Origin of the sequence: Salipaludibacillus agaradhaerens (assembly GCF_002019735.1) — a bacterium.
In the GTDB taxonomy this organism is placed as follows: Bacteria; Bacillota; Bacilli; order Bacillales; family Salisediminibacteriaceae; genus Salipaludibacillus; species Salipaludibacillus agaradhaerens.
The window spans coordinates 3,492,483-3,517,675 of record NZ_KV917378.1 but is presented as its reverse complement, the minus strand read 5'-3'; the positions used below and the strand labels follow the sequence as shown (position 1 = coordinate 3,517,675).

At 38.1% G+C, this 25,193-nt stretch carries 22 protein-coding genes; 10 read left to right on the top strand and 12 right to left on the bottom strand.

Features of this window, described 5'->3' with window-relative positions; translation table 11 throughout:
- Positions 1 to 124 precede the first annotated feature (124 nt).
- From BK581_RS16140 to yyaC, 10 genes are all read left to right on the top strand, one after another.
- Complete coding sequence (locus BK581_RS16140; RefSeq protein ID WP_078579132.1) at positions 125 to 754, top strand: YesL family protein; 630 nt, start codon at positions 125 to 127, stop codon at positions 752 to 754.
- Positions 755 to 959: 205 nt separating this feature from the next.
- The gene (locus tag BK581_RS16135; RefSeq protein ID WP_078579131.1) at positions 960 to 2,465 is read left to right on the top strand and encodes a GH39 family glycosyl hydrolase; all 1,506 of its coding nucleotides are present in this window, start codon (positions 960 to 962) and stop codon (positions 2,463 to 2,465) included.
- An 85-nt stretch (positions 2,466 to 2,550) separates the two neighbouring features.
- Positions 2,551 to 4,308: a cache domain-containing sensor histidine kinase gene (locus tag BK581_RS16130; RefSeq protein WP_245829104.1), complete on the top strand. Its 1,758-nt coding sequence runs from the start codon at positions 2,551 to 2,553 to the stop codon at positions 4,306 to 4,308.
- Positions 4,298 to 5,104: a response regulator transcription factor gene (locus BK581_RS16125; RefSeq protein WP_078579130.1), complete on the top strand. Its 807-nt coding sequence runs from the start codon at positions 4,298 to 4,300 to the stop codon at positions 5,102 to 5,104. The genes BK581_RS16130 and BK581_RS16125 overlap by 11 nt, the downstream gene beginning before the upstream one ends.
- Positions 5,105 to 5,321: 217 nt before the next feature.
- A complete protein-coding gene (locus BK581_RS16120; RefSeq protein ID WP_078579129.1) occupies positions 5,322 to 6,650 on the top strand; it encodes an extracellular solute-binding protein in 1,329 nt (442 codons plus the stop codon).
- A gap of 158 nt (positions 6,651 to 6,808) precedes the next feature.
- Positions 6,809 to 7,690 carry a carbohydrate ABC transporter permease gene (locus BK581_RS16115; protein WP_078579128.1) on the top strand — a complete coding sequence of 294 codons (882 nt, stop codon included), beginning with the start codon at positions 6,809 to 6,811 and terminating at the stop codon, positions 7,688 to 7,690.
- A gap of 17 nt (positions 7,691 to 7,707) precedes the next feature.
- Positions 7,708 to 8,622, top strand: coding sequence for a carbohydrate ABC transporter permease (locus BK581_RS16110; RefSeq protein ID WP_078579127.1), 915 nt, complete (start codon positions 7,708 to 7,710; stop codon positions 8,620 to 8,622).
- A gap of 91 nt (positions 8,623 to 8,713) precedes the next feature.
- On the top strand, positions 8,714 to 10,297 hold the full coding sequence (locus BK581_RS16105; RefSeq protein WP_078579126.1) for a glycoside hydrolase family 43 protein: 1,584 nt from the start codon (positions 8,714 to 8,716) through the stop codon (positions 10,295 to 10,297).
- Positions 10,298 to 10,394: 97 nt separating this feature from the next.
- Positions 10,395 to 10,958 carry a YesL family protein gene (locus tag BK581_RS16100; protein WP_169837759.1) on the top strand — a complete coding sequence of 188 codons (564 nt, stop codon included), beginning with the start codon at positions 10,395 to 10,397 and terminating at the stop codon, positions 10,956 to 10,958.
- A 141-nt stretch (positions 10,959 to 11,099) separates the two neighbouring features.
- Positions 11,100 to 11,690 (top strand): spore protease YyaC, encoded by a 591-nt coding sequence (gene yyaC / locus BK581_RS16095; protein WP_078579124.1) that lies wholly within the window; start codon positions 11,100 to 11,102, stop codon positions 11,688 to 11,690.
- Positions 11,691 to 11,972: 282 nt separating this feature from the next.
- On the opposite strand, the gene BK581_RS16090 is transcribed toward yyaC, so the two are convergent.
- From BK581_RS16090 to csrA, 12 genes are all read right to left on the bottom strand, one after another.
- Positions 11,973 to 12,326 carry a hypothetical protein gene (locus BK581_RS16090; protein WP_078579123.1) on the bottom strand — a complete coding sequence of 118 codons (354 nt, stop codon included), beginning with the start codon at positions 12,324 to 12,326 and terminating at the stop codon, positions 11,973 to 11,975.
- A gap of 172 nt (positions 12,327 to 12,498) precedes the next feature.
- Entirely contained in the window at positions 12,499 to 14,052 is a 1,554-nt protein-coding gene (locus BK581_RS16085) for a flagellar hook-associated protein 2 (RefSeq protein WP_078579122.1), read from the bottom strand.
- A gap of 179 nt (positions 14,053 to 14,231) precedes the next feature.
- Entirely contained in the window at positions 14,232 to 14,669 is a 438-nt protein-coding gene (gene fliS / locus BK581_RS16080) for a flagellar export chaperone FliS (RefSeq protein ID WP_078579121.1), read from the bottom strand.
- 33 nt (positions 14,670 to 14,702) lie between these two features.
- Positions 14,703 to 16,364: a flagellar hook-associated protein 2 gene (locus BK581_RS16075; RefSeq protein ID WP_078579120.1), complete on the bottom strand. Its 1,662-nt coding sequence runs from the start codon at positions 16,362 to 16,364 to the stop codon at positions 14,703 to 14,705.
- Between the two features lie 120 nt (positions 16,365 to 16,484).
- Positions 16,485 to 16,856: a flagellar protein FlaG gene (locus tag BK581_RS16070; protein WP_078579119.1), complete on the bottom strand. Its 372-nt coding sequence runs from the start codon at positions 16,854 to 16,856 to the stop codon at positions 16,485 to 16,487.
- A gap of 199 nt (positions 16,857 to 17,055) precedes the next feature.
- The gene (locus BK581_RS16065) at positions 17,056 to 18,387 is read right to left on the bottom strand and encodes an Ig-like domain-containing protein (RefSeq protein ID WP_078579118.1); all 1,332 of its coding nucleotides are present in this window, start codon (positions 18,385 to 18,387) and stop codon (positions 17,056 to 17,058) included.
- A gap of 456 nt (positions 18,388 to 18,843) precedes the next feature.
- Entirely contained in the window at positions 18,844 to 19,716 is an 873-nt protein-coding gene (hag, locus tag BK581_RS16060; protein WP_078579117.1) for a flagellin Hag, read from the bottom strand.
- A gap of 459 nt (positions 19,717 to 20,175) precedes the next feature.
- The gene (gene hag, locus BK581_RS16055) at positions 20,176 to 21,048 is read right to left on the bottom strand and encodes a flagellin Hag (RefSeq protein ID WP_078579116.1); all 873 of its coding nucleotides are present in this window, start codon (positions 21,046 to 21,048) and stop codon (positions 20,176 to 20,178) included.
- A gap of 644 nt (positions 21,049 to 21,692) precedes the next feature.
- Positions 21,693 to 22,562, bottom strand: coding sequence for a flagellin Hag (hag, locus tag BK581_RS16050; RefSeq protein WP_078579115.1), 870 nt, complete (start codon positions 22,560 to 22,562; stop codon positions 21,693 to 21,695).
- A 191-nt stretch (positions 22,563 to 22,753) separates the two neighbouring features.
- The gene (locus BK581_RS16045; RefSeq protein ID WP_078579114.1) at positions 22,754 to 23,431 is read right to left on the bottom strand and encodes a response regulator transcription factor; all 678 of its coding nucleotides are present in this window, start codon (positions 23,429 to 23,431) and stop codon (positions 22,754 to 22,756) included.
- Positions 23,432 to 24,027: 596 nt separating this feature from the next.
- Entirely contained in the window at positions 24,028 to 24,732 is a 705-nt protein-coding gene (locus tag BK581_RS16040; protein WP_078579113.1) for a response regulator transcription factor, read from the bottom strand.
- A gap of 220 nt (positions 24,733 to 24,952) precedes the next feature.
- On the bottom strand, positions 24,953 to 25,189 hold the full coding sequence (csrA, locus tag BK581_RS16035; RefSeq protein ID WP_078579112.1) for a carbon storage regulator CsrA: 237 nt from the start codon (positions 25,187 to 25,189) through the stop codon (positions 24,953 to 24,955).
- Positions 25,190 to 25,193: the final 4 nt, after the last annotated feature.

The following is a 25,193-nucleotide window of genomic DNA, read 5'->3' as shown; positions in this document are numbered from 1 at the left end:
TAAGTTCTTTAAATTCCTTAATAAACCAAAATGAATGTGGTTATCCTTTAATTGGTTATAAAAATCGGCTTTTTTAGTGTAGAATAGGTAATTAGATGAAAACATAATTAAAGGAGTGAACTAAATGCTTAATAGAGGGGTATTAAAAATTATCTATGAGATAATGGTGTTCATTACGCGCATGGCTTACCTTAATATTCTGTGGATTTTATTTACGTTGTCTGGAGGAATAGTGGCAGGATTAGCGCCGGCCACAGCCGCCATTTTCTCTGTGATGCATCTATGGATTCAAGGTAAAGAACCCCCAGTATTCAAATCGTTTTGGGTTAGTTACAAACAGTATTTTTTAAAAGCTAACCTGCTCTTAATCCCTTTATTTATCGTTAGCAACCTACTATATATAGATTTTAGATATTTAACAGTGATAGATGGCACATTTTATTATGTTATGCTTTTTACGTTTATCAACGCTTCGCTGCTATTTTTCATTCTTTCAATCTACCTTTTTCCCACTCTCATTCTTTTCAATTATCCCATTATGAAGACTTATAAAACGGCGTTATTTATCGGGCTAGCTAAACCGTTACATACATTAGCCTTGGCTATTGTTTTGTATAGCATTTTAAGAATTGTCCTTTTAATTCCAGGCCTCATCCCCCTTTTCCCTGTTGCATTGTTTTCATACGCTTCAATGGCTATGGCCCTATCAGCTCACAAGAAAGTCATTAATCATACACAACAACCTGTTAATTGAAACACTTCTACATACTATTTTTACGCAACTTGTCCCATCACCCCTCTCGGTATGCCACTCTTAATTGACAGTTGTGCCAGTAACTTAAAAGATATTGAGAGAAAATAAAGAGTATAGATGAAAACGCTTGACAAAGAAATAAACATCATTTAAGTTGTAAGAAAGTTTATTGATTGAACTTTATGTCCACATGAAGGAGGGCTTTATGGAGAAAATAATTGTCTCTAGAGAAAACGATATCCCGTTTAATAAACATTGGAAAAAATGTATTGGAACTGGCCGACTAGGCTTAGCCTTACAAAAAGAGTATGTTGATCATCTTGAACGTTTACAACAAGATATCGCGTTTGACTATATTAGAGGACACGGCCTTTTTCATGAAGACATCGGTATATATAAAGAAATAGACGTAGATGGCACCCTTACTTCTTTCTATAATTTTACATATATTGATAGAATTTTCGATACATTTCTTCAGAATAATTTACGTCCATTTGTTGAGTTGGGTTTTATGCCTAAAAAACTTGCTTCCGGTACCCAAACTATCTTTTATTGGGAAGGCAATGTCACCCCTCCGGCTGATGAAAAGAAATGGGAAGAACTCATCTATCATACAGTAGCCCATTTTGTAGAAAGGTACGGAATTGAAGAAGTGTTACAGTGGCCGTTTGAAGTATGGAATGAACCTAATCTAACTAACTTCTGGGAGAACGCTGATAAACAAGCTTATTTTCAACTCTACAAAATTACTGCCAAAACAATTAAATCTATTCATCCTGATTTAAACGTTGGGGGCCCAGCGATTTGTGGTGGTACTGATGAGTGGATAACTGATTTTCTTCATTTTTGCCACAAAGAACAAGTACCCGTTGATTTTATAAGTCGACATGCTTATACCTCTATGCCTCCAAAGAAAAAAACGCCTGACTATTATTACCAAGACTTGGCCGATCCTAACGACATGCTTACTCAACTGACTAGTGTAAAAAAATTAATACATGACACACCCTATCCTGAACTTCCATTTCACATTACCGAATACAATACGTCTTATAGCCCAATCAACCCTATTCATGATACGAACTATAATGCTGCGTACCTAGGCAAAATCTTAAGCCATGCTGGAGATATTGTTTCTTCTTTTTCCTATTGGACATTTAGTGACGTTTTTGAAGAGTTTGATATTCCACGTGCCCCTTTTCATGGCGGCTTCGGGTTAATGGCACTACACGCTATTCGGAAACCAACTTACCATTTATTTTCATTCTTTAATAAATTAGGTGACACTTGTCTTTATAAAGACGATACAATGATCGTCACTAAGCATCGAGATAATACCATTTCCATTGTGGCTTGGAACTTAATACATGACAAAGGAGACAATCATGACAAAACAATCACGCTCTCCATTCCGTTTTCTTCTGATGACGTCTTTTTGTACAGAGAAATGACTAACGAACATCACGCAAATCCTTGGCGTGTTTGGCAGCAGATGGGAAGACCACGTTTTCCATCGAAAGATCAAATAACCATATTAAAATCATGTGATGCTCCTTTCATTCAAACAGATAGACTGAGGACAGAAAATAAGCTTCTAACTTATCAATTGACGATGGCTAAAAATGAAGTTACTTTACTACATTTTTCAGACATAATAGATGAAACCCACACCTACATTGGGCTCGACGACAGTCTGCTCACTTCTTATTAAAAATAGGAAAAACTCGTTTACAAACAAACTCTTTTTGATTTTATGGTTTACTAGAATTACATGAAAACGTAAAGGGAGACTAGCATTGCTCAAACAACGACTATTAAAATCAAATACATTGAGAAATCAAATTCTTTTTATATTTACTGGCACCATGACAATCATTCTTTTGCTCGTTGGTATCATCACATTCAATCTGGTCATAGATATTTTAAAAAACAATGCTGAAAACCAAATCCAACATACTGCTAACGAAACCCTAGCGAGAATCGATTCGCAATTTGAGGCTATTGAAATGATAACAAGTCAGATCGCGACTAATCCTTCCGTTCAGCAATTACTAGTTGATCAATCTAATAGGCAACTTACTGCTTTCGAAGAACGACAATCAATGAATCACGTTATTAATAGCTATCTCGCATACACAAATGGGATCACCTCCTTTGAATTATACTTTACTGATTACCGACGGCTTTTTCCCTTAAATGAACTTCCATTATATGAAAGGCTAGACTCAGCTAAAATTCAGCAAGCTGAGGATGAACAAGGTAGAATGGTATGGGGTGGCGCCGATCCACATGATGAGGAAGCTTTTGTCACAATTAAACAAATTAACCTACTAGATGATAACTTCTCTCACGGCGGCTATTTATTAACTAAGATTGATACTCATTTCTTTGAATTTAGAAGTGAGTATGGACAGATCGATATGGAGACAGATTATGCACTATTAGTTGACAATGAGGAAAAGCTCATTACAACGAACCTTCCTGAAGAGTTACTATCAGAAGTTGAGTTAAATACCACTTCCCAAGTCGTCACTTTACAAGAAAACGATTATGTTAGAGTTCGTGTCTTTTCCGATACAACTGGCTGGTCATTCATTATGCTTAAACCCGTTAATACATTAGTAACTGGTTTGTCTAGCATTGGGACCGCTATTTTTATAGCTGGAGCAATCGGTTTTATCGTATTTAGCATGGCCTCCTATTTCTTGTCAACATTCTTAACTAAACCGATTCACCGTTTAACACAAGCTATGCGCTTTGGGAAACTAGGTGCTCTAAAGGAAAGCCCTCCCATTATTTCAACGAATGAAATGATTGAACTCAATAATACGTATAATCACATGGTTGAAACAACGAACTATTTAATTAACGTCGTTTATGAAAAAGAACTAACACGTCATCGCGCTGAATTGAAGGCGCTTCAAGCACAAATTAATCCTCATTTTTTATTCAATACTTTGGAAGCGCTTTATTGGACATTAGAAGAGAAAGATGAAGAGGCTTCAAATATGATTTTAACGATGGCACAGCTTTTTAGGTATACGATTAGTGACATTCAACGTGAAGATTGGGTGACGATAAAGGATGAAATCGATCATATTCAACGTTATTTAGATATAATGAAATTACGTTTTACTGATCGTCTTACATGGGGGATTTATGTTGATCGCAGTCTTTTGTCCTGTATGATACCTAAATTATTAATTCAGCCGTTAGTGGAGAATGCTATCGTTCACGGTATAGGTAATCAGGTCGTCCCTGGTAAAGTCACTGTAACAGTAACCGATCAAAATAATGATGTAAAAATAAGTGTCCGTGATGATGGTACAGGTATAGATACTGTCATATTAGAAAGATTAAAGCAGTCTATGAAAACACATTTTCCAATTACATCTGACCGGTCTGGCTTGGCTATTGGTAATATTTCAAAACGGCTGAAACTCACATATCCTGATGAGGGTACAACCTGTATGACTATAGAAAGTGAACTTAATCAAGGAACAACTGTCACGATCATCGTCCCTAAAAAAGGAGGTAAAACCAGTGAAGACTAAACATGTTTTGATCGTTGACGATGAACCCCGTTCACGGGATGGTATAAAGCGCACGCTTGAAGCATGGACAGACGCTTTCCTAGTTATTCATACTGCGGCCAGTGCTTATGAGGCGTTTAACATTGCCGAGAAAGAAATGATTGACTTACTCATAACGGATATAAGAATGCCTGAGATGTCTGGATTATGTTTAATAGAAAAGCTTCAGGAAAAAAAACATGCCACTGAATACATCGTCGTCTCAGCATATTCTGAGTTTAATTATGCCCATCATGCCTTAGAGTTAGGAGTATTCACATACTTACTCAAGCCTGTTCAAAAAAAGAAACTACTCGAAGCTGTAACGAAAGCTCTGAAACTGAGAGCTGAAAAAACACGTCTCGATCATGTGGAAAAAGTATTTGATACTAAGCTTGCTGACGTTAACCATGCCTCTGAAGGTTTTCCCACGTCAGTAAGTCATGCACTTGCTCACATTGACCAGCATTATCAAAGTAAAATAGGAATTAAAGAAGTGGCCAACGCTGTTCACTTAAATCCTAATTACTTAAGTGTGCTCTTTAAAGAGCATCTCGGCATCACCTTTAGTGACTATGTGACACGCCGGAGACTTCAGCATGCTAAACACCTACTTTTATCTACTAATCTTCCTGTAGCAGTTATTGCAGAACAAGCAGGCTATCAGACAGCTAAATATTTCATTAAACTTTTTAAGGATAATGAAGGGATAACACCAAGTCAATATCGAAAATATTGTCCCGGTCAAGCTAAAGAGATATGTGATAGCTCACATTGAAATACGTCCATTCAAAAGTAGAATCTAAAAGTCACGGTGGATAGAACTCTAAAAAACTTATGAATACTTCGTCTAATTAACGTGTAACAGCTGTTTAAAGGTATTATCCTTTCTCCAATAATAATGGTATTTTCCCTAATCGTTGTGACCTTATTTTCCTTGTAACCCGTTGATATACTTATTGATGAAATAATTAACTTTTCAAGGGGGAAAGTACATGAAAAAGAAATCGCTTTCAATAATGACGTCTCTATCACTTGCTTCTTTAGTTGTACTATCAGCGTGTGGATCGGAAAACAACACGACAACAGGTACTAATACAAACAATTCCGGCGGGACAGAAGAGAATGTGACAATTGAATTTATGCATTTATGGCCTCAAGGAAGTTCTGCTGATCATAACCGTATTGTTAATCAAATTATTGATGAGTTTGAAACTAATCACCCTCATGTCACCATTGAGCTGGAAGTATTAGAAAACGAGCAATATAAGAATAAACTTCAAGTTATCTCATCTTCAAACCAACTGCCCGATGTGGGCATGACATGGCCAGCGGGATTTTTAGAACCTTATGTGAATGGTGAATTATTCGCCCCTCTTGACACAATTCTCGATGATGGGTTAAGAGACGAGTTCGTGGCCGGTACAGTTGAAGCCTACGAGATAAATGGTAGCGCTTACGCTTTGCCGTTAGAATTAAATATCGCGCCTGTTTTTTATAACAAAGCCATTTTTGAAGAGAATGGCGTAGAGGTGCCTGAATCTTATGAGGAGTTCATAGACGTCATCGATACACTCGTCGATAACGGTGTCACCCCTATTGCGTTAGGAAATCGCGACCGCTGGACGGGTTCACTTTGGTACATGTATTTAGCAGATAGAATTGGGGGCTCTGATGCTTTAAACTCTGCCATTGACCGCAGTGGAGAGTTTACTGATGAAAGACTAATAGACGCAGCTGACAAAATCCAAGAAATGGTCGCCCATGATGCTTTTGTAGCTGGCTATAATGGTTTATCTGATCAAGAAGCAAAATCTGAGTTTATGAATAACAATGCAGCTATGTACTTAATTGGCTCTTGGGATCTCCCAAATTTCACAACGAACGAAGAGGTTCCACAAGATTTTCGTGAGAATGTTGGTTTCTTTAAATTTCCAGAAGTAGAAGGTGGAGATGGCGACATCAATAGTTGGGTTGGCGGTGCTGGTGTAGGTCTTTTCGTGGCTGAAAACTCGGACGTAAAAGAAGAAGCTAAGGAATTTGTCCGCTACTTTATCCAAGAGTGGGGAAAGCACTCAGTAGAAGATGCTGGGGTAATCCCTGGAACTCAAGTGAATACCGATGAAGTGGACTTGCCAGATTTATTCATCGACGTACTTGATGAATTAAATAACGCTTCTAATATTACGCTATTTGCTGACGTGCAAATGAGCGCCGGTGTGGCAGAAACACACCTTAATATGATTCAGTCACTATTTGGCAATGACGTGAACCCTGAGGAATTTGCGGAAGCGCACGAACAGGCTCTCTCTGAAGAAGACTAACTTTTAGAAACGGAGGGGCATATCGTTTCTATGATATGCCCTTTTATCACAGATAAGCGTCCTGATTGACTCAACTAACAATCAGTGGGAGAAGAACGAAAACTCCCACTGATTGAAGGGCGTTTTACATGGTTCACTGATTTGAAAGGGGAGTCCTTATGAATAAAATCATGTCAGACAAAAAAATCATTGCTCTTTATACTCTACCAGCCTTGATCCTCTTACTTATACTCATTTATGTTCCAATTGTATTAACGGGCTATTACGGGTTAATGGATTGGGATGGGATTGGCCCTATGACATTTATCGGCTTGGATAATTATAAGGCGTTAATTTCCGACCACCTTTTCTGGAATAGTGCTTATCATTCATTATTGCTTGCTATCTTTTCTGTCTTGAGTTTAATCATTTACTTAGCTATCTCACTCGTACTCGCTTCCCAAATAAAAGGGGCCGATGTATTCAGAAAAATATATTTAATTCCAATGCTCTTGTCTTCAGTGGCGATCGCTCAACTTTGGATGCGAATTTATCATCCTTCTAACGGTGTCATGAATCGTTTTTTAACCAGTATCGGTATAGAAAATCCACCCTTATGGTTATCAGATACAAGCCTTGTTCTTTTTGCTATTTTCGTCCCGATATTATGGCAATATGCTGGTTTTTACATCATCATCTATTATGCTGCATTACGGAATATACCTAATGAATTAGTCGAAGCTGCCCGCATTGACGGCGCTACACCTTTCCAGATCGCTTATAAAATAAAGCTCCCTCTCATTTCTGGCGTTATTAAAGTGACCATTGTTCTCGCTGTTATCGGGTCATTAAAGTATTTTGACCTTATTTATGTCATGACAGACGGAGGACCGAATGGCGCAAGTGAAGTGATGGCTTCATACATGTATAAACTAGCTTTTAGAACAAACGACTTCGGTTATGGGAGTGCAATCGGCTTTTTCTTATTAATTCTTATCTTACTTGTGACTTACTTGATCAGGAAGCTTACCACTTCTCGTGAAGATAATGTCCAATACTAGAGGGGGAAAATTCAGATATGAAAGAGAAACTATCAGAAACTAGCGACTTAAATGTTTCTTCGGCAAAGAAGCTACCACCATCTCCTAAAGTCGCTCAGTCATCATTAAAACATAAGTTGTCACACAGCGTTCTCTATCTCATTCTCATCATCGTGGGCGTTATTCAAATACTACCTTTAGTATGGCTATTTCTTTTCTCTCTAAAGGACAACCAAGAAGTGTTCAATTTACCTCCCCTGGCATTGCCGAGCAGCCCTAAATGGGAGAATTACTTAAACGTTTGGACAGAAGGAAATATTGGTGTTTATTTTTTAAACAGTGTTATTGTAACTGGAGCTGCCGTTATATTAACAGTACTGTTAGCCAGCTTTGTGACATTTGCTATTACAAGGATGCATTGGAAGTTAAATAAATTCGTTCTCGGTCTCTTCATGGTCGGACTGATGATCCCTGTCCATTCAACGCTTATTCCACTCTTTAGTTTTTATTTAAATATTGGTTTAATGGATCATCCCTTAGCGATTATTTTAACTTACACAGCATTCAATTTACCATTAACCATCATGATCTTACTTGGGTTTTATTATACCCTGCCTAGAGAGTTAGAAGAGGCTGCTATCATGGACGGCTGTACCGTACACCGCATGTTTTTCCAAATTATCCTTCCCATGACAGCGCCAGTGGTCGCAACAACAGCGATTATTAATATGATTTATAACTGGAATGAATTTGTCTTTGTCAATACGTTTATCAGCTCTGACAAGTATAAGACACTTACGGTAGGTATTCAAAACTTCATCGGACAGTATTCCACTGATTGGGGCGCAATTGGCGCCACCCTCGTAATTAGTATTTTACCGATTTTAATTGTCTTTGTTCTGTTAAGTAATCGAATTGTAGAAGGAATAACGTCAGGCTCTGTCAAAGGATAATATTTGTATACCGTTTTGATTAACAACTTGTGTATCATAGGGGCCTTCCCTCATTCTCATCATAATCTCTTAAATTAAGGAGCGATCGTTTATGTCCATGATTACAAACCCTATTTTACCCGGCTTCCACCCTGACCCTTCCATATTGCGAGTAGATGATGATTATTACATTGCCACGTCTACCTTTGAATGGTTTCCGGGTGTTCGTATCCATCACTCTAAAGATTTAATTCATTGGCGCTTCATCTCAAGTCCCTTGTCACGTCTCTCCCAACTGAATATGATTGGCAACATGAATTCTGGAGGCATTTGGGCACCATGTCTTAGCTATCATGACGGGCTATTTTATTTGATTTATACGGATGTCAAACAGTGGCACGGCGCCTATAAAGATGCACACAACTACCTTGTCACAGCGGAAAATATTGAAGGCCCATGGTCAGAACCTATCTATTTAAATAGCAGTGGCTTTGATCCATCCCTTTTCCATGATGACGATGGCCGTAAGTGGTTGTTAAATATGATCTGGGATTATCGACAAGACAACCATTCATTCGCGGGCATTGTTTTACAAGAATTTTCTGCGGACGAGCAAAAACTTATCGGGCCTGTCAAATCCATTTATAAGGGAACAGACATTCAGTTAACCGAAGGACCTCACCTTTACAAAAAAGATGGCTACTATTATTTACTTGTAGCTGAAGGTGGAACAGAATATGAACATGCCGCCACACTTGCCAGGGCTAAAACAATTGAAGGGCCTTATGAAACAGACCCTCATTACCCCCTTATCACTTCAAAAGGGGACCCATCACTTGCTTTACAAAAAGCAGGACATGGTAGTCTTGTGGAGACACAAAATGGCGAATGGTATTTCGCTCACTTATGTGGAAGGCCACTTAAAGAAAAGTATTGTACACTTGGGCGAGAAACCGCTTTGCAAAAAGTCATTTGGGATAAAGACGGATGGCTACGCCTTGAAGATGGCGGACAATACCCGGCTAAAACGACCACTGCGCCAGATTTAGCCGAACATCCATTCCCTGAAGAACCAACGATTGATGACTTCGATACGAATACTTTGTCTTCCTGCTGGAATTCCCTCCGTATTCCTACAGAAGACTCGTGGTGTTCATTAACGGAACGTCCTGGCCATTTAAGACTTAAAGGAATGGAGTCGCTCAGCTCTTTACATCGGCAGAGCCTCATCGCTCGCCGCCAAACAGCTTTTCAATGTGAATTTGAAACAAAAGTCGATTATGAGCCTTCCCATTATCAACACTTAGCCGGTCTTATCATTTTTTACGATACAGATGACCATGTCTATTTACACCTTTGTCGACATGAAACTGTTGGGAAATCACTGCAAATTATTCAAACAAAAAACGGTCATTACAATGAGCTTCTAGGTAGCCCTATATCCGTTAAAGAAGACACTAGTATCTATTTGCGAGGGGTTATTGAAAAAGAAACACTTCAGCTTTTTTATAAAGAAGATAGCACACATGACTGGACACCCATCGGTCCTAACATTGATGTAACGCATATGTCTGATGATAGCGCAGACCAAGTACGATTTACTGGTACATTTATTGGAATGGCAACACAAGATTTAGCCGGCACAAAAAAAGCAGCCGATTTTGATTACTTTGTATATAAAGCGAAAGGGCACTAAAAACACTCTGGTACCTTACCAGCTATAAATGAAGGGCGTGTGTGACATGGTCATCTCATGGATGAATTCACCTATATATAAGATATGTGACTTGCTGATGAGATTCGTTTATATTAATTTTTTATGGGCGTTCTTTACGCTGTGTGGTGGCATAATATTCGGTGCTTTTCCAGCTACGATGGCCATGTTTACGGTAATTCGCTCTTTTCACCATACTAATGATGGACCGATTTCAATTTTTAATCTCTTTTTTAAATCATTTAGGTCGGCTTTTTTTAAGTCCAACCTACTAAATCTCATCTTTATGGGAATGATCAGTGTTGGTGTTATCAACTTGCTGCTCTCTTCTCATCTGAGTGGGGCACTAAAAATGGTAAGTTTCACTGGGGGTATCTTAAGTCTTACTTTAAGTATTATTGCCTTGATTGTCATCTTCCCTATTTATGTGACACTTGACCTTACATTAAAGCAATCTTTAACGATGGCTATCTTTCTTCCTTTCACACGCTTAACTGTCACCTTTCTTTTTTTCGTTACAATTATCGGGTTAGGCACTTTCTTTTATCTCATGCCTGCTTTTATATTTTTTTTCGGGATAAGTGTGCCAGCTTATTGCATCCACCTCTTATCTAACCAGCTCTTTAAAATCTTACCTACTTAATTTCTAACGTCTATCATGCTTTCGTCTACGAACGTTCTTCATTGGGAACGTTCGTTTTTTTATAAAAAACACTTTTCATCAGGGCTCTTTGACGTTATAATGAACATAATTGTTCTCAATAACGAATAGGAGGTTCTGTTAATGAGCCTGACTCCTGAACAGCCACCCTATCATTCAAATCGTTTCTCCATAAAGTCACCACTTATCTGTCGTGATATGACAGATAAATTGTTACAGTTAATCCCGAAGACCGCCAGCACCATTGTGGTCGTCTTTATTGGCACTGATCGTTCCTCAGGGGATTCGCTCGGCCCTTTGACTGGAACCTTGCTAAAAGAGAAACGCCCCATGAACCTGCATATATACGGAACTTTGGAAAAGCCTGTCCACAGTAAAAATTTAGAGTCAACTCTTTTATCCATACAGACTACATATGATAATCCCTTTATTATTGGTGTCGATGCTTGTCTTGGGCGAACCTCTTCGATCGGAACCATTGTTATTGGGGAAGGCCCGATTAAACCTGGGGCCGCATTAAACAAGGATTTACCTGAGACTGGACATATTCACATTGCTGGGATTGTTAACACTGGTGGCATGATGGAATTTCTTGTACTTCAAAGCACTAGACTACACCTTGTCCTCCAAATGGCAAGGAAACTGTCGGAAACATTAAAACGCGTAGATAGACATTTAGTTAAACAAAATGAAAAAACACTTAGTTTTAAATAAAACGCCCTTCAATTTAGGACATTACCATCCGTTATCTCCCGCCTAAATAGATGTCAGTCTCATCTCTATTTTCAGCAGGGAGTTTTACGGACGCTTCTCGGTGATAAACACATTACTAATCTATTGTAAGGGCTTTTTCTATCATTGAACATTTTAATTAATAATGAAATTAAGCGAAGGCAACAATCATATTGACGTATAAAAACCTATTGTGACGTTATTGATTGTCACAATAGGTTTTATCATTTAAGGGAGCACACAGGCTACATCGTCTTATTACGTCTATTTTTTCGAGTCGAAGAAAATGCCATCAAGCGTCTTCGATTCATATGGACTTTCGTATTTTTTTCCTGTATTCTTCCGTTTTTTCAATTTATTAATATCTATTCGAATCATACCTTGAATAGCTGTCAACTTATTATTGACCTCTTCTCCCATCGAAAAGATCTCATTCTTTAGCTTTTCTTCCTCGTCATTTTCTGGTGGCCGTAGTTCCTTAATTAATTGCTTTCTTTCTTCTAAACTCTCAGTAATTTTTGTAATATAGTCATCCCTGGCTTCTTCAGACGGTAATGGCTGCTGTAAATGATCGTATAGCTCTTTTGTTACACGGTGTACTTCGTGAATAATTGACATTTCTCCGCTCCCCTATCCATAAAGACACATCTGTTTATGGCTATTTTAGATTATATCGGAGAAATCTCATTAAATATTTACAAGGGAAAACACCTATTTAAATATCTGGCTAAAGACCTAAAGCCCCCACTCTCAACCTTTAAAGAAATACCAAGTTAACTCTTAGGATTGTTTACATCGGCATTTGGCCCTCTCCGCCCATCGCTTGCATCAATGATTGCATTTGGGCATTCGCTTCAGATACAGCCTGCTCCATCCGTGTAAACTGTGCCCAATATCTTTCTTCAACCTGTTCCATACGTCTCTCAAAGTTAGAAATTCTGTCTGTAACCTGGTTAATCTCTCGTCCAATCGCAAATTGCTGGTTTGATGACATCTCCGCACGACCTGCGCGCTGACCTACCATTTCAATTGTATGATTTAACGAGTCCCGAACTCTATGGGCTAAGCCTTGCTCACTATCATCATCACCTTCAGCCGCAAACAATTGATAAACGCCTTCTGCATCTTCCTCAATAGCTGCTCGTAGTTCCGCTTCATCTACCACTAGTCGACCACGCTCCTGATAATCCGAGGAGGTATCAAGCCCGATTTCAGTCAGGTGAGAGAACGTTTGATTTGGGTCACCTGTTTCAACGTGATTATACAGCTTCGTTCGCAATTCATTCATAGCCCCTGATAGCATAGAATCATGACGGAGAAGACCACTTTGTGAACGTTCCTCCCATAATTCTATTTCACTCTCAGACATATCTCGTCTTTGTTCATCTGTTAAAGGTCTATAATCACGATAGTACTCTTCATTTATTTTCCCATTTGTATACTCAAGCATCTCATTATAGTCGTCTACAAACCCCATAACCGTCTCAAAGATGGTGTCAGTATCATTCTCCACGCTCACTTGTACCGATTCATCAAATTCATTATGAAGCTGGATGGTCAAACCATCTATTGTAAATGTATTACTATGTCGCTCCATCTCACTGAGTCCGTTCATCGTAAAACGTGCATTTTGCGCACCCGTTTCTTCCGCACCATCCAACTGTAACGTATCCGTTAGAAAGTCATTACCTGCAAAACCGAGGACCATTTCATTACCATCTTCATTAAAAACCCCTGTCTCTGTTCGAGATATAGAGACTCTTTCACTAAACGGATCATAAAATGCCTGCACCCCTGCTGATGAACGATTAATCCCATCTAACACATCATTTAACGTGGCATCCGCTTCAAATTCAAAATTAACGGGTTCTCTTTCCCCATTCTCATCGTACGTTTGAATCGTGAACTCAATGGCATCTCCTGCCCAATGTTCACTGCCTGATAACAAATGAGCTTGATCCTCTAACGGTGCATTCGGGTCAAATTCCTCTTCACCTACATTAATGCTTGCCACACTCGCATTATTGGCAGCAGAGGCGAGGCTTTCGACATTTGAAATAGTATAAGAGGCATCTCCAGCAGAAGAAGTAGCTGTTCCGCTTACGAGCGATTCATTCGTACTCGTGACGAGTTTAGCTCCCATATTGGACTGTCTGAGAATGCCATCAAATGTATTGGATCGAAAATTCATGAAACCCCGATTCACTTCTCTATAGTCATCCATTTTTAATACTAGCTCTTGATGATCTTGATGCATTCTTTCTAATGGCATGCGTTCTGCACGCATTAAGTCTCCAACCATCTGTTCAATATCCATTCCTGTCGCCATTCCTGAAATTCGCATTCTCTCATCCTTTCAATTGTTTTCGCCTACTCCTCGTCATCACGATTGACTTAGGCGTTATAAAAAGAAAAAAACAGAAAAAGGCGCGATGATTCTCGCTTCCTTTTTCTGTTTTCCTTACGACTATCTATCTTGTTTCTTATATCGGTGCACATAACAAAATGTTTAGTATTAATTGTTTACTGTTGAGAAAAGCTCGGTTGTTTTCCTTGTTGTCTACCTTGCACACCATTCCCATGGCGATTTTGTCTATCTATTTTCACAACCTCTTTCCACGTGTCACGAAATTCCGTCACAAGTTCTTCTGCATGCGCTAATGCCTCAACATCATTATCTGTATTGGCCTTTATGAGTTTCGTTAAAATAAAATCATAGAGCTGCATCATGTTTCCGACTAAACTAGAATCCCCTTGGAGAGTAACCATAAGCTCTCTAATAATATTTTGTGCTTTGATTAAATTAGTATTTTTCTCTTCTAGATTTTTATTGTGTATCGCTATTTCCGCACGCTTGATAAATTTAATGCATCCGTCATAGAGCATTAAAGTCAGTTCGCCTTTCGATTTCGTTTCAATTGACGTTTGTTTATATGTTGCATACGGATTGTTCATTGCCATGCTATACACCCTTTCATACTTGCTTCACTTAATTTATTGGTAACCCATCCCCATCATTGAAAACAGTTGGGAGGCTTGAGAATTCATCTCTTGAACGGCCTTCTCCATAGCAGTGAACTGCTTCCAATAACGAGCCTCAATTTGTTGCAAACGACGTTCAAAATTAGTAATTCGGTCTTCAACTCTTAAAATATCCCGACCTAGTGCGAATTGCTGAAGCGTTCTTCCTTCTCGACCAGCGCGTTCAGTCACTCTGTTAGTCACTGTTCGAAGCTGGTCATTTACACGACCAAGGATTCCTCTTTCCCCAGCAATTCTGTTTCCATTTGCATCCGTGCCTCCAGTGGCGTTAAATAATTGATAAACATCTTCTGGATTATTCTCTATGGCATGCCGCAACCGGTCTTCTCCCGTTAACCGTGTCCCATCAGGCATTGTCATATGTCTCGTATCAAAAACAATCTTACCCCCATCACGGTAATCAGAAGAGGTTGTCAGGCCAATTTGAGCTAGTGAGTTAAATGCCCCATCGACGTTTTGAACCGTTCCGAATATAGAAGACCTTAGTTGATTCATAGCACTTGATAGAATTGGATCGTTTCTTAATAGACCACTTCGAGCCTTTTCTTCCCATAGCTCAATTTCCCTTTCACTCATATCGGCACGTTGCTCTTCTGTTAACGGCCGGTAATCTCGGTAATTCTCTTCGCGCAATAAACCATTAATTTTATCAATCATTTCATTATATTGGTTAACAAATTCCATAATACTATTAAACACTGCCTCAGTGTCAGTTGCCGTCGTGACTCTAACAGGATCGTTAGATGTGCCGTGTAAAGTATACGTCACACCACTTACCGTAAATTCATTGGAAGCACGTTCCATCTGATATCCATTGTAAGTAAAAGAAGCATTTTTACCAGCTGTTGCTTGATGCCCAGTGTCATTTAGAGAAACACTTTCACCACCACCAGCTGTATTAAACCCGAGACTAGCGAAAAAGCTTGCAGCATTGTTGGTGCCATTTGCATCGGCAACTAACCGAATATCAGCACCTTCACCTGTCTGAGCCATAGACACAACCGTTTTCCCTGTGCCATCTGCTCGTTGGTCCACAAAAGTAGAGAAACCAACTTGTGACCGATTCATTCGGCTTATTACATTATTGACTGTATCTGTTTTACTAACAGTGATATTCACTTTTGTTTCTTTCGTTTCGCCTGGTTTAGTAACACTAAAAGACATCACAGCTTTACCCTCTGCGTCCCATTCAATATCAGGACCATCACCTTCAGTCCAAGCACCCATCCGCTGACTTAAAAATTTGCTATCCATTTCAAATGCACCATCTGTGGATTGCCACGTAGCAGACTCAGCAAGGTTATGTACTTGAATCGTTGCTGTAGCGTTTTGGGCATTTGACGTTCCGACCGCTGTTACAACTGAAGAATTCGAGCTCGTGACTGCTTTTTGATAAAACGTTGCTCGACTCATTAATCCACCATTAGAAACTTGAAGGGAATTTCTAAAATTCGTCATAAGAAGGTTCACTTCTCGATAAGCATCTTGCTGCCATTCCATCGTTATCTTATCTTGAAGCAACCGTTGCATCGGTAATCTTTCCGCCTGCATTAACTGTTTAATCATCGACTCAGTATCAATTCCTGAAGCTAAACCGCCAAGCCTCATTGTCATATCATATTCACTCCTTTATATATAGCGACATTCACTAATAGTTATATCGACAGAAATTAAAATATATTTACTGTTACTCACAAGAAAAATGACCCGGCATAGCCGGATCACAGATTATACTTATATTTTTTTATCAATAATCAAACCAGCATACTCAAGCATCGAGGAAATCATATCTAAAAATTGCTCTGGCGGCACTTCCCTAACCACTTCATCAGTTTGACGGTCGACGACTTGAACATAGTACCTATCTAAGTCATCATGAAGCTGGAATTTAAGATTTGTAAAAGTATGATTGACTAAATCATTTAATGTATCCACTTGTTTCACAAGTTCATCTTTTGACGCTTCTTTTTGAATTTTTTGTGCCTCTTCAACATGATTAGCGGCACTTACCTGTTTACTTCCTTGTGCTGTTGATTCAGGCGGATAGAATTCTTTCGTCCGCTGAATAAATTCGGACGCCACCGACTGATTGGATTTCACTTCCATGTGTTATCCACTCCTTCTTATCAATTTATTATTTATATCGGAAACTATTAATTTTGGTTTAGCTTTTTTGCTCACTTAAATTCAAAAAGATGGATGTCCTATTGTTATTAGTACTATAAAAAGTCCCACACCAATAAAAATAAGACGGCCCTCATATTTATGTGGACCGTCTGCAAAACGGTATAAGTACACCTAAGAGTTAAAACGTTGAATAGGCAAAGTGATATACCCCATCTTCATTTGACGCCAACTGAACACCGTTAGAGGAAGCAATAAGGGGAATCAAGTCGAAATAATGAATCCGATACCCTGTATAATACGATAAGTAGCCGGCTGCTGGTCCAATATTATTAACATTGACAGAAAAGTTCCCATCACTATCTGTTGTAGAGGCTCCACTAATCGGCGTATTATTAATCTCACGGACGACAGTAAATTCAACTGGCGTATTCGGCACTGGATTACCATTATTATCAAGCAACTGCCCATGAATCGTTATATTCGAACGTATTCTCCAAAAGTTTCCATATCCATAATCAATGTAACCTTGAACCCCTCCATCTGAGTCTATTCGTGTCACATTCACACGAGACGGTGGTGGTCCTGCCTCAGTCATACTTAAGTTATAGGCTTCCATTGCATCATAAGATGAAGTAGATGCCACTCTTATAAAATAGTCACCCTCAGGAAAAACATAATTATTGTAGCTTTGATTATCTGAAAAAGAAGCTAGCAAGTTTAAATTCATATCAAAAATATCTAATTGATAGGATGCATCCGCATTATGTTCTAACTGAGTATTTAATATTTTCTCTTCATCTAGCGATAACATCTTCCAATCCAAGTCAAATTCATTATCCACCGTTCCATTTACTTGGATTTCATTATTATATAAGGTTGCTTGCCATATATTATCATCAGGCTCTTGGCTATCATAATCAGAGGAATGTAGAACGGTGAAATAAAATGGTGTATTTTCATCATAGCCTTCCCATGAACTTACTGCTACGAAGTAGATGCCGCCATCACTAATCTGAGCAAGTTGTTCATTCATACCTGGACCATAAGTGGAGGATAATTGATTTTCCAGCGTCATTGTCTCTTCATCTAATTTAAAAAAATGAAGGTCATAATCGATATTTTCAGAATTAACCGTTTGCAAAAAGACCGTTAATTTACCTTGTTCTATGTTTTCAAAAAGATACCATTTAGTTTGACCTTCCTCCGTCAAAACATCCTGATAGACACCATCAATGTCAATACTATAAGCATTGTTAGGACTATCATTTATCGGAGTATCAAGAGGTTCAATAGTTTCAGCATCATTTTCAACAATTTTTTCAACGTCTTTTTGTAAGGAATGAATATCCTCATCTTCCCCTTTAATTTCCAGTGGTTCCCCTTCAAAGTCTTCCAACTTGTCTAATACGACATCATCATCGATCTCATCCAAATTAATAGTCACTTCTTCAGCCAAAACCAGTTGTGGTATTAATAGAAAAAATAAACATAGACTTAACACCTTTTTCATGTAACCACTCCTTTTTTTGTTATATTTTCATTATATAGTATATAGTGTGTATTTTTTGATAGATGATAAGGATGTATCAGATAGACCTATCGTTTCGACATTTTCTCTTATATATTGATTATTATTGAGTTTAGTCATGGTCGTTTTGCGATAAATACTACTAGTGAATTGTTCTCTATGACTTTTACACTATCAACCTATTATATATTTACTGTGAGGCCGACTACCTTTTATTAAGAAACGATAGTGCGACTGTTGACTCGTTAAAAAAACTGCCTTTTTATAAATTAAGTAGGAATTTCTTTTTGTTAGGAAAAAAATAAACATCGCTTAAACAAAAAGCTCTTCCTACTAAAATCCAGTTACATCAACCTTAGTCCTGTCAACAAAAAAACAGAGCAAAGCCCTCATACAGGACTTTGCTCTGCTTGTTAAAAGTCAGTTTTTCAATACGTATTAACCAAGTAATTGAAGAACAGATTGTGGAAGTTGGTTAGCTTGTGCAAGCATAGATTGAGACGCTTGAGAAAGGATGTTGTTCTTAGTGAATTCCATCATTTCTTTCGCCATGTCTACGTCACGGATTCGTGATTCTGCAGCTTGTAAGTTCTCAGATGAGTTATCTAAGTTACGGATTGTGTGCTCTAAACGGTTTTGTACAGAACCTAATGCTGAACGTTGGTCAGATACTTGTTGAAGTGCTGCATCAACGATCGCTAGTGTTTCATCAAATCCACCTGCTTCATCAGCAGCGTTGTCAACAAAGCCAGTTACATTGATAGAAGCAATGTTTAAAGTGTCATCAGTTCCTAAAGAAGCTGCATCCATGTTCTCGATGTTAACAGAGATTTGTTGTGTTGCGTTAGCACCGATTTGGAACACAAGGCTGTTGTCGCTATCAGCGTCAAAGTCACCATTTAAAAGTGTTTTACCGTTGAACTCAGTACGGTTCGCGATACCTGTTAACTCTTCTTGAAGTTGTCCAATTTCATCTTGGATCGCTTGAAGGTCTGCTTCTTCGTTTGTACCTGTGTTACCAGCTTGTACTACAAGCTCACGCATACGTTGAAGGATTGAGTGAGACTCATCTAATGCACCTTCAGCTGTTTGAATTAAAGAAATACCATCTTGTGAGTTACGGCTTGCTTGATCCAAACCACGGATTTGCGCACGCATTTTCTCAGAGATAGATAGTCCAGCAGCGTCGTCTCCTGCACGGTTAATACGAAGACCTGAAGATAATTTCTCCATTGAAGACTGTTGGAAATTTTGGTTAATACCTAATTGACGGTGAGCGTTCATTGCGCTCATATTATTGTTGATAATCATGTGAAAGTTCCTCCTTGAATTTTACTTCCTGTCACATCCTTGTGTGCGGAAGAATCATTATTTAGTGAACTGAAAAGCGTCGGCCGCCGCTTTTCTTATCACCCTACATTTTTTTTATCGGCTCGTCTAAATAAATCTTTAGTTTTTTTGAAATATTTTTCACTCATTTTCTTGAACATTGGTTTAAAATATTCGCATTATAGAATAATTACAACGGTGGCCTCTCTCCTCGTATCCCTCTTAGGATCAAGGTTCAGCGACTTACTAATCGATAGTGACATACAAGTATGAGTTTCTCATTAATAACTAAAACGAAACCCAATTTTCCCTATTATGAATGAAAGTGAAACCAAATACGGCTAACCCTAAACATTTATTTTGAAGCATTCCTGATTTAAATGGCATAAAAAAAGAAGCAGTCCATTTTGGACTACTCCTTTATCTATATTCTGCCTTAAATTAACCAAGTAATTGAAGAACAGATTGTGGAAGTTGGTTAGCTTGTGCAAGCATAGATTGAGACGCTTGAGAAAGGATGTTGTTCTTAGTGAATTCCATCATTTCTTTCGCCATGTCTACGTCACGGATTCGTGATTCTGCAGCTTGTAAGTTCTCAGATGAGTTATCTAAGTTACGGATTGTGTGCTCTAAACGGTTTTGTACAGAACCTAATGCTGAACGTTGGTCAGATACTTGTTGAAGTGCTGCATCAACGATCGCTAGTGTTTCATCAAATCCACCTGCTTCATCAGCAGCGTTACCAACAAAGCCAGTTACATTAACAGATGCAATATTTAAAGTGTCATCAGTTCCTAAAGAGTTTGCATCCATGTTTTCGATGTTAACAGAGATTTGTTGTGTTGCGTTAGCACCGATTTGGAACACAAGGCTGTTGTCGCTATCAGCGTCAAAGTCACCATTTAATAGTGTTTTACCGTTGAACTCAGTACGGTTAGCAATACCTGTTAACTCTTCTTGAAGTTGTCCAATTTCATCTTGGATCGCTTGAAGATCTGCTTCTTCGTTTGTACCTGTGTTACCAGCTTGTACTACAAGCTCACGCATACGTTGAAGGATAGAGTGTGACTCATCTAATGCACCTTCAGCTGTTTGAATTAAAGAAATACCATCTTGTGAGTTACGGCTTGCTTGATCCAAACCACGGATTTGCGCACGCATTTTCTCAGAGATTGAAAGTCCAGCAGCGTCGTCTCCAGCACGGTTAATACGAAGACCTGAAGATAATTTCTCCATTGAAGACTGTTGGAAATTTTGGTTAATACCTAATTGACGGTGAGCGTTCATTGCGCTCATATTATTGTTGATAATCATGTGATAATTCCTCCTTGAATTTTACTTCCTGTCACATCCTTGTGTGGAAGTTAGTCTATAAAGTGAGTGAGAAGCGTCGGCCGTCGCTCTCCATGTCGCCTTATACTCTATTTATCGGTTCGTCCCCCACATTGTTTAGTCTTTTATTAAATTTAACGATTTATTTTTAAATGAATCGATTTCATAAAGCTAAGCTTCAATCAGTGGGAGTTTTCCTTCATCCCCCACTGATTGGTAGTTTAACTTATCGGACCTTAAGAGTGGGGTAAATCATGGTTGTATTCCGAAAGTTGTGACTCATGTCCACTACAGATGGATGCTTTCCGCGGGCCTCGTCTTCCCACAGGAGCCACTATCTTTCGTTCTTATTCTTCGTTTCTAATGACGAACATTTTATTATTGATTTCCAATCTTATTCATTATATTAAACGTGGTATTGTATTATCACATTCTTTCAAATAAGAGTGTTTTATAAACCCTGTAAGAATATATTCCTTTCAGTCCCTTCCAAACGACGTCATGTCGTTTATATCTATATTACTTTTTCAAAAAAAGCAACTTATACTGAGACCATAAAAAAGCAGGACTTAAAAGTCTCCTTTTAAGTCCTGCCCTATTAAATATAAGCTGTATTTCAGTACGTATTAACCAAGTAATTGAAGAACAGATTGTGGAAGTTGGTTAGCTTGTGCAAGCATAGATTGAGACGCTTGAGAAAGGATGTTGTTCTTAGTGAATTCCATCATTTCTTTCGCCATGTCTACGTCACGGATTCGTGATTCTGCAGCTTGTAAGTTCTCAGATGAGTTATCTAAGTTACGGATTGTGTGCTCTAAACGGTTTTGTACAGAACCTAATGCTGAACGTTGGTCAGATACTTGTTGAAGTGCTGCATCTACAGTTGCAAGAGTCTCATCAAACCCGCCAGCTTCATCAGCAGCATTGTTAACAAATCCAGTTACATCAATGCCAGAAACAAAATTAGTACCATCACCTAAAGAATCTGCATCCATGTTTTCGATGTTAACAGAGATTTGTTGTGTTGCGTTAGCACCGATTTGGAACACAAGGCTGTTGTCGCTATCAGCGTCAAAGTCACCATTTAATAGTGTTTTACCGTTGAACTCAGTACGGTTAGCAATACCTGTTAACTCTTCTTGAAGTTGTCCAATTTCATCTTGGATCGCTTGAAGGTCTGCTTCTTCGTTTGTACCTGTGTTACCAGCTTGTACTACAAGCTCACGCATACGTTGAAGGATTGAGTGAGACTCATCTAATGCACCTTCAGCTGTTTGAATTAATGAAATACCATCTTGTGAGTTACGGCTTGCTTGATCCAAACCACGGATTTGCGCACGCATTTTCTCAGAGATTGATAGTCCAGCAGCGTCGTCTCCAGCACGGTTAATACGAAGACCTGAAGATAATTTCTCCATTGAAGACTGTTGAAAATTTTGGTTAATACCTAATTGACGATGAGCGTTCATTGCACTCATATTATTGTTAATAATCATGTGAAAGTTCCTCCTTGAGTTTTACTTCCTATCACATCCATGTGAATACGGAAGAGTTATATAGTTGTGAAAAGGAAAGCCTCGGCCGCTGCCTTCCTTATCACCCTACACATCTTTTATCGGTTATCCGCTTTAATTGTTTAACTGTTTTAAAATAAATCGGCTTATTTTTTTCATTATAGTGAACTTTTCTATCTGAGACTTTCAACCCAACCATTGCGAATCGCTTGTACAGTCGCTTGTGTTCGATCTTGAACATCCATTTTTCTAAGTAAGCTGCTAATAGTTGAACTCACCGTCGAAGGAGAGAAGTACAATCTTTGGGCAATCATTTGGTTGCTACACCCTTCTAATAGTAATTGAAGAACTTTTTGCTCATTCTCTTTTAGTAAACCCTCCACTTTATCATTTTTTAAGATAAACTGTTTAATTGGTTTCTTTACAGTCCGGCGTCGATCAATTTCGAACGCTAAGCGATGATGCATAGCTGGTTCTAATACCGGTCCTGTCGAATATACTGTATTGATAACTAATTGGGCGTTTCGATAAAAGAATTCCAGCGAGAATAATCCATCAAATGGAAAAGATAAGTACGGAATAAAAGACGCTGACACTTCCTCAGTCATTAAATATATTTTCATGTGTGACTTTTTACTTATTTTGTTTAAGTGAGTCAAATCAACTTGATTCTCTTTAGGAAGAACGTAAAATAAAACGTCTACATTTTCGAAGGAACAAGGTAGTTCTGCTGTTTTCTTTAACTTTGCTCTTTCAAGGTTTACCTGCAATTGACTAAGATGATTATCCGCAATAAGACCCATTAAATCCACAATCAAAATACGACTAACTGATACTTTATTCTCATCCATTATTCATCACCTGATTCTTTAGAAGTATTTTATAATGTAAAATTTAGCAGATAATAAGGCTTATAACAATATTCCTAAAAATATGACAAACAAGTGAAAAATGTCGAATAAGGTCTAATAAAGTCATGAAAGGGGATACAGTTCGTAGTTAATTCAATTTTATTCCTTTTTTAACGTTTTAATTGACTAATTAAAAGAGTGATTTAGTCCTATATTTTTTTACGACGGAAAGGGTTTAAAAATATATTAAATGGGAATAAGTTAATACTTTTTTAGATCTAAATACCCAATTGAAATGAAATGAACATGCATTTAGGTAATCATTTTTTTAAAAAACTAGGCCTATTTTTTGGCTCTATTCATAATAAACTACTTGCTAATACTTCACCCCCCTCTCTATATTCTTTGAAAGCCACATTATATTTAAATATATACTAAATTCCCTTATTCATCATATGCCTATACGTAAAAAAACAGGAACAATGTCCTGTCTTCTTCTACAAGTTAGTATTTTTATCCACCTACATATTTACTTTACAAACTATGAGTTAAATTATCTCTAGGTAGTTGTATTTTAATGTATTTTAACCATTATTTTACCTTACTGCATCTACCCAACCTTTTCTTATAATTTGCACCATAGCATCTGTGCGATCATTTGCACCTAATTTTTTCAGAAGATGGCTTATTACTGTGCTTACTGTAGATGGTGCTAAATACATAAGTTCGGCAATTTTGCGGTTATTATGTCCATCTAAGATATGCTGCAATACTTTCTTTTCATTTTGAGTTAATATGTATTTAACATCCTCGGTACGTAATACGAGCCGCTTTATTGGACGATCCTTCAGTTTCTTCCTTTGCAGATCAGTCACAAGCTCTCTATGAAGATACTGCTCAAGGAATACACCGAATTGATCAAGGGTGTCTAATACCCTTTGTCCCCGAGTCATAAAATGACGTAATGACACAATACCATTTAAACCGTTTGCTAAATAGGGAAATAAATATTTGGTAGGACGGTTCACCGTCATAATTAACGTAAATGTTTCTTTAGACTTCAATTCTTCCAGTTGCTCTTCGATCCATCGAAGGGTTTCTACTGTTTGATCCTCAATCAAGAAAAAAAGATAGCGCACTTGATCCAGATTTTCTGGACAACTCTTCTCGATAATCACTTCTTTGTCTCCAGCTGCCATTGACATCTTTTGGGCAGTATCATCTGTAAGACAGTGATCATAATCGATAAAGAGGACCTTTTCGGTAATGGCTGTATCTTCGGCAGAATACAATGAGTGCATGATGGATCCCCTTTCATATGTGTCTACTCTTAAGATTACATACTAATATCTCAAGCGACAAGATTCGAATGTCGTAACATCTATAAGACTTTTGTTGTTTAATTATGCATTAAAAGGTAATTTTTCTTATAATTATGTCTAAAACCCGATTATTGTCCTAGTTTTACAGCTTAGATAATTATTTAGACAGGCTATGATATTCATTTTAAGAAACAAAAATTTACTTGTTACTTTCTTTTATAGCCTTTGTTAATTGTTTTAAAACATCTAAAGAGCCATTTGCTGCAGCATTATTCTCTTCCTTAATGGCTAAATAGACTTCTTTACGATGTATATCTATATTTTTTGGGGCGTCAATCCCTAGTTTTACTTGATCTCCCTCTATACCAATAATAGTTACTTCTATATCGTCTCCAATTTTTATGGACTCATTCAATTTACGGGTTAATACAAGCATGTGC

Coding starts and splice junctions, on each gene's coding strand:
- BK581_RS16140 (WP_078579132.1), top strand. CDS start 125: ATGCTTAATAGAGGGGTATTAAAAATTATCTATGAGATAATGGTGTTC.
- BK581_RS16135 (WP_078579131.1), top strand. CDS start 960: ATGGAGAAAATAATTGTCTCTAGAGAAAACGATATCCCGTTTAATAAA.
- BK581_RS16120 (WP_078579129.1), top strand. CDS start 5,322: ATGAAAAAGAAATCGCTTTCAATAATGACGTCTCTATCACTTGCTTCT.
- BK581_RS16115 (WP_078579128.1), top strand. CDS start 6,809: ATGAATAAAATCATGTCAGACAAAAAAATCATTGCTCTTTATACTCTA.
- BK581_RS16110 (WP_078579127.1), top strand. CDS start 7,708: ATGAAAGAGAAACTATCAGAAACTAGCGACTTAAATGTTTCTTCGGCA.
- BK581_RS16105 (WP_078579126.1), top strand. CDS start 8,714: ATGTCCATGATTACAAACCCTATTTTACCCGGCTTCCACCCTGACCCT.
- BK581_RS16100 (WP_169837759.1), top strand. CDS start 10,395: ATGAGATTCGTTTATATTAATTTTTTATGGGCGTTCTTTACGCTGTGT.
- yyaC (WP_078579124.1), top strand. CDS start 11,100: ATGAGCCTGACTCCTGAACAGCCACCCTATCATTCAAATCGTTTCTCC.
- BK581_RS16090 (WP_078579123.1), bottom strand. CDS start 12,326: ATGTCAATTATTCACGAAGTACACCGTGTAACAAAAGAGCTATACGAT.
- BK581_RS16085 (WP_078579122.1), bottom strand. CDS start 14,052: ATGCGAATTTCAGGAATGGCGACAGGAATGGATATTGAACAGATGGTT.
- fliS (WP_078579121.1), bottom strand. CDS start 14,669: ATGGCAATGAACAATCCGTATGCAACATATAAACAAACGTCAATTGAA.
- BK581_RS16075 (WP_078579120.1), bottom strand. CDS start 16,364: ATGACAATGAGGCTTGGCGGTTTAGCTTCAGGAATTGATACTGAGTCG.
- BK581_RS16070 (WP_078579119.1), bottom strand. CDS start 16,856: ATGGAAGTGAAATCCAATCAGTCGGTGGCGTCCGAATTTATTCAGCGG.
- BK581_RS16065 (WP_078579118.1), bottom strand. CDS start 18,387: ATGAAAAAGGTGTTAAGTCTATGTTTATTTTTTCTATTAATACCACAA.
- hag (WP_078579117.1), bottom strand. CDS start 19,716: ATGATTATCAACAATAATATGAGCGCAATGAACGCTCACCGTCAATTA.
- hag (WP_078579116.1), bottom strand. CDS start 21,048: ATGATTATCAACAATAATATGAGCGCAATGAACGCTCACCGTCAATTA.
- hag (WP_078579115.1), bottom strand. CDS start 22,562: ATGATTATTAACAATAATATGAGTGCAATGAACGCTCATCGTCAATTA.
- BK581_RS16045 (WP_078579114.1), bottom strand. CDS start 23,431: ATGGATGAGAATAAAGTATCAGTTAGTCGTATTTTGATTGTGGATTTA.
- BK581_RS16040 (WP_078579113.1), bottom strand. CDS start 24,732: ATGCACTCATTGTATTCTGCCGAAGATACAGCCATTACCGAAAAGGTC.
- csrA (WP_078579112.1), bottom strand. CDS start 25,189: ATGCTTGTATTAACCCGTAAATTGAATGAGTCCATAAAAATTGGAGAC.